Raw genomic sequence first — 8796 nt, forward strand, 5'->3', positions numbered from 1 at the left:
TGCTGCCACCGCCGCTGTTGCTGCCACCGCCGCTGTTGCTGCCACCGCCGCTGTTGCTGCCGCCATCATCGCTGCCAGCGCCGCCGTTGCTGCCGGGTCCGGCGTTGGGCGCGCCGCCCGGAGTGCCGCCGATACCTTCCGGGCCGGTCACACCGCCATTGGTCTCGGTATTGCCGGCCGCACCCGTATCGCCGCCGGGAACCTGCATCTCACCCGGCTTGTCCGGGGTGCTGCAGGTGACGCTGCCATCGGCATTGGTCACAGGATTTTCGCAGGGCATTGCCTCGGGCATGGTCGTCTGGGCCTGCGCCGAGCCGACGCCAAGGGCCAGCGCAGCAACGCCGGAAAGAACGATATTTCTAATGGTCATGGTATTGGACATGTTTCCTCCTGAGCCTTGAATACGGAAATCCGCCAAGTCTTCCTCAAGAAAAGGAGACTGCCGATTTCTTCGATTCACTCCGGACAAACGGTCAGTTGGAAATTCGGTTCCATGAAATATGATCGAGATGTGCCACAGAGAAATTTTCTCAGGTCGAATTTAGTCGCCACGCAGCCACCGATCTGAGGGAGGGCATGATCTGCCGTGCCGGGCCCGTCCGCTCAGATTGCCTGCCCGCGCAGCATCTTCGGCAGGTCACCGCCGCCGCCGGCGGCCTCGCCGATGAAGCGGCGCTTGAGCGCGGGCAGCCGGTCGACGAGGCCGAGGCCGAAATCGCGCAGCGCCCGCACCGGGGCAAGGTCGTTGGAGAACAGCCGGTTCAGCACGTCGGTGACGGCCGCCATCTCCACCGTGTCGAAGCGGCGCCAGCGCTGGTAGCGCTCCAGCACGTCGATCGCGCCGGGATCCTCGCCGCGCCGGATCGCCTCCGCCAGCACCTCCGCCAGCGCGGCCACATCGCGAAAGCCCATGTTGAGACCCTGGCCCGCGATCGGGTGGATGCCGTGGGCCGCGTCGCCGGCGAGGGCGAAGCGCGGGCGAACGAAATCGCGCGCCACCGTCAGGCCCAGCGGATAGGCCGCGCGCGGGCCGACCACCTCCACGGCGCCGAGGCCATGGCCGACCCGGCGCATCAGTTCGGCCTCGAACAGGAAGTCGTCGGCGATCAGCCGCTCGGCGATCTCGGTCTTCTCCGACCACACCAGCGACGACCGGTTGCCGGTGAGCGGGAGGAGCGCAAAGGGACCGGAGGGCAGGAAATGCTCGATCGCCCGTCCTTCGTGCGGCAACTCGTGCTTCAGCGTGGTGACGATGCCCGACTGGCCGTAGGACCAGGAGACCGTGCGGATGCCGGCAAGGCTGCGCAGGCGCGAGCGCACCCCGTCGGCCGCGACCAGCAGGCTGGCGGACAGCACCCGCCCCGAGCCGAGGCGCACACGCGTGCCGGCCGCGTCGGCGTCGAAGTCCGCCACCGCATCGGGCGCGATCACCTCGCCGCCGGCCGCTTCCAGCGCCCGCGCCAGCGCGCCGACCATCGCCGCATTCGGCACCATGTGGGCAAAGGGCTCGCCGTCGTCCGTGCGCGCGTCGAAGGTGAGGAACACCGGCCGCACCCGGTCGTCCAGCCGCGAATCGGTCACCGTCATGTCGAGGATCGGCTGGGCAACGGGCGCGATCTCGTCCCAGACGCCGAGGCTCGCGAGCATCCGCCGCGCCGCGGCCGCGATCGCCGAGGCCCGCAGGTCCTTGGCCGCTTCCGCCGGATCGGTCTGCGGCGGCCGCGTGTCGACGAGGGCGAGCCGCAGGCCGGGCAGTGCCTGCATCAGCGCCAGCGCCAGCGACAGGCCGACATAGCCGCCACCGGCGATGACGATGTCGTGGCGCTCGGGGGTCGCGGTCATGGCGGGTCTCCAGGTGTCGGTGTCGGGCAGACATGTGCTGGCAGAGAGATATCGCGGATCGCGGCATTTGACACCCTCGGGATCGGCCGGACACGGACCCCGTGCCCCGCACGGGCACCGCGCCTCTGCTTGACGGCGCAGCCCTGCCCGGTGACACAGGGAGATGCGCCGGCCCGGCGCCAACCCTGCGGTGAGCCATGTCGAGCAGCGATTTTTCCCGGACCCCCGAGACCCTCGTCGACATCCTCGACCTGGAGCGGCTGGAGACCAACCTCTTTCGCGGCCGCAGTCCCGACTTCGGCTGGCAGCGCGTGTTCGGCGGACAGGTGATCGGCCAGGCCCTGGCGGCGGCGGCACGGACGGTGGAGGGCCGCGACGTCCATTCGCTCCACGCCTATTTCATGCTGCCGGGCGATCCTTCGGTGCCGATCGTCTACGAGGTCGAGCGGATCCGCGACGGCGGCAGCTTCACCACCCGCCGGGTGAAGGCGATCCAGCACGGCCGGCCGATCTTCTCGCTGTCGGCCTCCTTCCAGGTGCCCGAGGAGGGCCTCGAGCACCAGATCGCCATGCCGGAAGGGGTGCCCGATCCCGAAAGCCTGCCGAACGCCCAGGAGATCGCTGACGACATCCTCGCCAAGGCGCCCGAGCCGATCCGCCGCTACTGGCAGCGGCCGCGCCCGCTCGACCTGCGGCCCGCCCAACTCGGCCGCTACGTCGACCGCAGCGACGCCGAGCCGCGCCAGATGATGTGGGTGCGCACCAAGGAGCGGCTGCCGGACGACGACGCCCTGCACCGCTGCGCCCTCGCCTATGCCTCGGACATGACCCTGCTCGACACCTCGCTCTACGCCCATGGCCGCTCGGTGTTCGACACCGACCTGCAGGTGGCCAGCCTCGACCACGCCATGTGGTTCCACCGGCCGTTCCGCGTCGATGAATGGATCCTCTACGTGCAGGACAGCCCCGCCAGCGCGGGCGGGCGCGGCTTCACCCGCGGCTCGCTCTACGACCGCGCTGGCCATCTCGTCGCCTCCGTTGCACAGGAAGGACTCATTCGCCGACGCCTGCCTGCCAAAGATGCAAAAATGGGCAGTTAATTTCTAGGCGTTTGCACATTTTCTGATCATATCCCGCGTGCACCACGGCGCGCCCCTGCCGCGCAACCGCACGGTCCTATCGCACTGCCGCGATTCCACCCGGATTCGCCGCTTTTTTGCCGCGATCGCGAACGCCGGCCAAGTTGGCACGAAGGTTGAAAGTGGAACGCGCCATCGTTCGTGGCCGACGGAACCGCTTCAGCTTCGGCAGGGCCTCCGTCTCGCGATCGTCTCGGGCCGGAACGACGTCGGGGGGTGGGGCAGACCGGCACCCGGCGACAGTTCGGCCATCAGACATTTCTGTCGTTTTGCAGCAAAGGCACGTCCATGAAATTGTCAAGAATCGTACCTGCGGCCCTCGCAATGGTCGCCCTGGCGGCACTGCCCGCATTCGGACAGGATGCTCCTGTCGAGGCTCCCGCCGTGGCCGAGGCTGTCGCCGCGGTGCCGAACCCCGGCAACACGACGTGGATGATGATCTCCACCATCCTCGTGCTGTTCATGACGGTTCCGGGTCTCGCCCTGTTCTACGGCGGCCTGGTGCGCGCCAAGAACATGCTGTCGGTGCTGATGCAGGTCCTCATGGTCGCCTCGGTCATGATGATCGTCTGGGTGGTCTACGGCTACTCCTTCGCCTTCGGCGGTTCGGAAAGCGCCTATTTCGGCGGCTTCGGCAAGCTGTTCCTCGCGGGCGTGACCGCTGACAGCGTGTCGGCGACCTTCTCCGACGAGGTCATCCCGGAATATGTCTTCATCGCCTTCCAGATGACCTTCGCCGCGATCACCCCGGCGCTGATCGTCGGCGCCTTCGCCGAGCGCATCAAGTTCTCGGCCGTGATCCTGTTCTCGATCCTCTGGGTCACCTTCGTCTACTTCCCGATCGCCCACATGGTGTGGGACGCCAACGGCCTGATCTTCAACGGCGGCCATGCGGGCGGCGTTGCGGCGCTGGACTTCGCGGGCGGCACGGTCGTGCACATCAACGCCGGCATCGCCGGTCTGGTCGGCTCGATCCTGGTCGGCAAGCGCCTCGGCTACCCGAAGGAGATGATGCCTCCCCATTCGATGACGCTGACCATGGTCGGCGCCTCGATCCTGTGGGTGGGCTGGTTCGGCTTCAACGCCGGCTCCAACCTTGAAGCCAACGGCGGCACCACGCTGGCCCTGATCAACACCTTCACGGCCACCGCCGGTGCGGTTGTCGCCTGGGGCCTGATCGAGACCGTCACCCGCGGCAAGGCCTCGGGCCTCGGCGCCGCCTCCGGCGTCGTCGCCGGCCTCGTCGCCGTCACCCCGGCGGCCGGCCTCATCGGCCCGATCGGCGCCATCGTCCTCGGCGCCATCGCCAGCCTCGGCTGCTACTTCTTCGTGGCGGTCGTGAAGCCGAAGATGGGCTACGACGACAGCCTCGACGTGTTCGGCGTCCATGGCGTCGGCGGCATCATCGGCGCCATCGGCACGGGCTTCTTCACCTCGGCCTCCCTGGGCGGCATCGGCTATCTCGACGGCGTCACCATGGGCAGCCAGGTCTACTCCCAGATCGTCGCCGTCCTGATCACCATCGTGTGGTGCGGCATCGTCAGCGCCATCCTCTACAAGCTCGTCGACGTCATCGTCGGGCTGCGTCCGTCCGTCGAGGCCGAGCGCGAGGGTCTGGACCAGACGAGCCACGGCGAGGCCGCCTACCACAACTGAGCTCCGGCATCGGGGCGACACCGGCATGGCCATCCGCGCCTCGCGCGGGTGGCGGCAAGGGTCCGGACAGCGTCCGGGCCATTGCGGGACGAAAATCCTCTCAACTTTTCGTCGCCATGCACTAAGTTGTCCTGAACGGGCTCGATGATCGTCCCGCACCGGTTCCGCGTCCCCGCCCACGGGCTGGGCCGCGACCGGGCCGCACGGGACGAGCGAGTGATCCCGGCCCGGAAGGGCCGTGCAGTCATCGGCTCGGGGCGGATCGGCCGACGAGCGTAGGCAATAAGGGAGTACAGACCCCATGAAAATCGTTATGGCCATCATCAAGCCGTTCAAGCTGGACGAGGTGCGCGACGCGCTCACCGCGATCGGCGTCCACGGTCTGACCGTCACCGAAGTGAAGGGCTACGGCCGCCAGAAGGGCCACACCGAGATCTACCGCGGCGCCGAATACGCCGTCAGCTTCCTGCCGAAGCTGAAGATCGAGGTCGCCATTCCCTCCGAGCAGGCCGACAAGGTCGTCGAGGCGATCTCGACCTCGGCGAAGACCGGCCAGATCGGCGACGGCAAGATCTTCGTCTACGGCATCGACCAGGCGGTGCGCATCCGCACCGGCGAGACGGATTCGGACGCGCTCTGAACTCCGACGCGGCGTGCACCGGACGATCCGGGACACCGCCCGCCGGACGAGGGGATCGGACACGAACGGTCCGGACGGAACGAGGGTCGGCATCGCGCCGGCCCTTTTTCGTTGTCCGTCGCGGTGCCCGGCTCCGCGCCTTCCCCCTGCCCGGCACGCCCGGTCCGCCAGCCCCGGCCGCGAGTCCCGGCCCGCCACGATGCGGCCGCAGTGCAATGCGACCGGGGCGCGATTAAACGGCCCTTAACCATGCCCGGCTAGTCTCGGCCACGGATCGCGCGACGCCGACACGGTTGTCCTGCCCCGTCCTCGCGGACGGGCAGACGGGTGGCGCGGGTCCGGCCGCAGGACTGAGCCTGCGGCCTGTTTGCGAGTTTCAGGATCAGCCATGGCCGCCGCGTCGCCCTCGCTCCGATCATCGCCGTTCCAGCGCGCGGCGGCGCTCGTCGAGGGCCTGCGGCCCGGCGCCGACCCCATCGACCTCACCATCGGCGAACCGCGCCAGGTCGTGCCGGACTTCGTCGCCGCCACCCTTGCCACCGCGATTCCCGGCTTCGGCCGCTATCCGCCGATCCGCGGCACCGCCGAATTCCGCCAGACGGTCGCCGACTGGCTCACCCGGCGCTACGGCCTGCGCCAGCCGGTGGACGCCGAGCAGGGCGTGCTGCCGCTCAGCGGCTCGCGCGACGGCCTGTTTTCCGCCTCGATCGAGGCGATCGCCGCCGGCCGGGCGCGCGGCATCGAACGTCCCGCCGTGCTGATTCCCAATCCCTTCTATGCGGTCTATGCCAGCGGCGCGGAAATCGCCGGCGCCGAGGCGGTGATGCTGCCGGCCGGCGCCGACACCGGCTACCTGCCGGACATCGCCGGGGTGGACGAAACGATTCTCGCCCGCACGGTCGCCGCCTATTTCGCCTCGCCGGCCAATCCGCAAGGCGCGGTCGCCGGGCTCGAACTCTGGCAGTCGCTGATCGGCCTTGCCCGGCGCCACGACTTCCTGCTGTTTGCCGACGAGTGCTATTCCGAGATCTGGCGCGGCGCGCCGCCGCCGGGCGCCCTCGAGGCCGCCGACGCCCTCGGCGCCGGCTACGACCGGGTGGTCGCCTTCAATTCGCTGTCGAAGCGGTCCGGCCTGCCCGGCCTGCGCTGCGGTTTTGCGGCCGGCGATCCGGCCTTCCTGTCGCGCTGGGCGGGCTCGCGCAACATCCATGCGCCGCAGGTGCCACTGCCGCTGCAGGCCGTCGCCGTTTCGGCCTTGCGCGACGAGGACCACGTGGCGGACAATCGGCGGCTCTATGACGCGAAGTTCGAGGCGGCTGAGGCGATTCTCGGCGGTCTCGACCTCGGGGCGTCGGTCCTCCGGCCGCCGGGCGGTTTCTTTCTGTGGCTCGACGTCACGGCGCATGGCGGCGGCGAAGCGGTTACGAAACGTCTCTACGAGGAGGCCGGTGTCCGGGTGCTGCCCGGGGCCTATCTCTCTGCGGACGACGCCGTTCACGGCAATCCGGGTGCCAACCACATCCGCATCGCCATGGTCGAGGATCAGGCCCGCACGGAGGAGGCGCTCCGGCGCATCGCCGGCGTCCTCGCGCGTCGCAACCGATGACAGGAAGACCAGACCCATGATCCTGATCGCCGCCCTTCTCGACCACGCCCGCCGCCTGACGGCGCGCCTCGCCCTTGCCGTCGCGCCCTTCGCCCCGGCGGCGTCCTCCCCCGTCATCTTCGCCTATGCCCCCGGCCGCCGTCCCGCGCCGGCGGCTTCGGCGACGAGGAGGAGGAAGAGGACGAGCACGCCGAGGACGACGAGCCGGCGGTGCCCGATCCGAAGGCGGCCGCCGAACGTCCGGCCGCCCGCCGCGCCCTGGCCCCATGGCCGGCGGCCGCCGATTGCCTTGCCTGCTGACGGACACCCAGGACCAGAACCCGAGACCATGCGCATGTCGAGAACGCTTTCCTCCGCCCGAATGCCCGCCGACAGCCGCCTGCGCCAGGCGCTGCGCCGCAATTTCGCGGGCGCGAGCGGCCTTGGCCTGATCGCGCTGGTCGCGGCGCTGGCCGCGGCGCTCGCCACCTGGTCCGTGGACGACCCGAGCTGGAGCCACGCGACCGAACTGCCGGTGCGCAATGCCCTCGGCACGCCGGGCGCCGTGGTCTCTGATCTCGTCATGCAGTTCGTCGGGCTCACCTCGGCGATCTTCCTGATGCCGCTGGTCGCCTGGGGCTGGTCGCTGCTCACCGGCCGCCGCGTCTCGATCGCCCGCAGCCGCATCCTCGCCTGGGCGGCGGGCACGGCTGCCGCTGCCGCCTTCATCTCGGTGCTGCCCGTCCCGGCCAGCTGGCCGCTGCCGACCGGCATGGGCGGCTACCTCGGCGACCTGGTGCTGGAACTCCCCGCCCTGCTGGCCGGCGGCCCGCTCTCGGGCGTCGGCCGGATCATCGTCGGCGGCCTCGTCGCGGTCGCCGCCGCCGGACTGATGGCCTATGCCGCCGGCTTCCCGGCCAGCGCGGCCGACACCGCGGTCGAGGCCGACGACGACATCGAGGCCGACGACGCGGACGACCGGCCCGGCCGCCTGTCGGCCATGGCGGGCGCCGCCTCGCACATGTGGCTGTCGGCCCGCGCGCTGCTGCGCCGCCGCACCGGCCGCCGGACCCACGACTATGCCTATCCGGGCGAGGAGACCTTCGGCCGCGACGAGGATTTCGCGGCCCAGCCCTTCGTCGACGAGCCGCCGCGCCGGCAGGCCCGCCCCCGCCGCATCCACGTGGCGCAGGAGCCGCAGTTCGGTCCCGAGCCGCCACTGGCCGCTCCGGCGCTTGCCGCGAGGGCACCGCAGGCCGCCGCCCGTGCCGAGGGGCAGGGCCGCCTCGGCCGGCTGATGCGCAATCTTGCCGACGTCGACGACGGCCTCGGCGGGTTTGTCGCCGCCCCGCCGCCGCGCATGCCGGCGTCCCCGCAGGCCGGCCCCGGCCGGTGGAGCCCCGGTTTGCCGATCCCCGGGTTGCCATGCCCCGCGCCCCAGACCACCCCGTTGACCGCCCCCGTGACCGCCCCCTGGGAAGACGACGGCGGCGCGTATCAGGCCGACCACGCCCCGGCGCCCGTGCCGGCCCCGGCGCGCCGGGTCACGATCCACCAGCCACGCGTCGAGCCGGACTTCGAGGCCGTGCAGCTGCCGCCGCGCGAGATCCCCCGTCCCGATCCGAGCGTCGTGCCGCCGCCGCGTCCGCTGCGCGGACCGGCCGCCCTGCGCAAGACCGCGCCCGCGCCCGACTTCGGCCCCGACGACGTCACCGACTACGGCCCCGAGTCCGAGCCGGAGATCCAGGCCGACGCGCCGGACGACTACGGCTATGACGACTTCATCGCCCCGCTGCCGAACGGCCGTGTCGAGCCGGCCTTCGAGCCTCTGGCCGCCGTCTCGCCCCAGGGCCGCGACTGGCTGAAGCCGCGGGCGAGCGCCGCCGAGGAGATCGTGCGCAGCGTCGCCCCGGTGGAGCGCCGCGCCCCCGCCG

The 8796-nt window shown here is 70.6% G+C and carries 6 protein-coding genes and 1 pseudogene; 5 read left to right on the forward strand and 2 right to left on the reverse strand.

The window, feature by feature from the left end; all coding sequences use genetic code 11:
- Positions 1-382, reverse strand: a pseudogene (locus A6302_RS23165) (hypothetical protein); the annotation flags it as partial.
- A gap of 221 nt (positions 383-603) precedes the next feature.
- The gene (locus A6302_RS17920) at positions 604-1842 is read right to left on the reverse strand and encodes a ubiquinone biosynthesis hydroxylase (protein ID WP_069308186.1); all 1239 of its coding nucleotides are present in this window, start codon (positions 1840-1842) and stop codon (positions 604-606) included.
- 197 nt (positions 1843-2039) lie between these two features.
- On the opposite strand from A6302_RS17920, the gene tesB reads away from it, so the two are divergent.
- From tesB to A6302_RS17945, 5 genes are all read left to right on the forward strand, one after another.
- Positions 2040-2942 (forward strand): acyl-CoA thioesterase II, encoded by a 903-nt coding sequence (tesB, locus tag A6302_RS17925; RefSeq protein WP_069308187.1) that lies wholly within the window; start codon positions 2040-2042, stop codon positions 2940-2942.
- 327 nt (positions 2943-3269) lie between these two features.
- Positions 3270-4637, forward strand: a complete 1368-nt coding sequence (locus tag A6302_RS17930) for an ammonium transporter (protein WP_069308190.1) — start codon at positions 3270-3272, stop codon at positions 4635-4637.
- A gap of 301 nt (positions 4638-4938) precedes the next feature.
- Complete coding sequence (locus tag A6302_RS17935; RefSeq protein WP_069308188.1) at positions 4939-5277, forward strand: P-II family nitrogen regulator; 339 nt, start codon at positions 4939-4941, stop codon at positions 5275-5277.
- 388 nt (positions 5278-5665) lie between these two features.
- Positions 5666-6883 carry an aminotransferase class I/II-fold pyridoxal phosphate-dependent enzyme gene (locus A6302_RS17940; RefSeq protein WP_069308189.1) on the forward strand — a complete coding sequence of 406 codons (1218 nt, stop codon included), beginning with the start codon at positions 5666-5668 and terminating at the stop codon, positions 6881-6883.
- A 334-nt stretch (positions 6884-7217) separates the two neighbouring features.
- The coding region (locus A6302_RS17945; RefSeq protein ID WP_210183382.1) for a DNA translocase FtsK 4TM domain-containing protein at positions 7218-8796 on the forward strand (1579 nt) is incomplete at its 3' end.

It is taken from the genome of Methylobrevis pamukkalensis (assembly GCF_001720135.1).
GTDB lineage: Bacteria > Pseudomonadota > Alphaproteobacteria > Rhizobiales > Pleomorphomonadaceae > Methylobrevis > Methylobrevis pamukkalensis.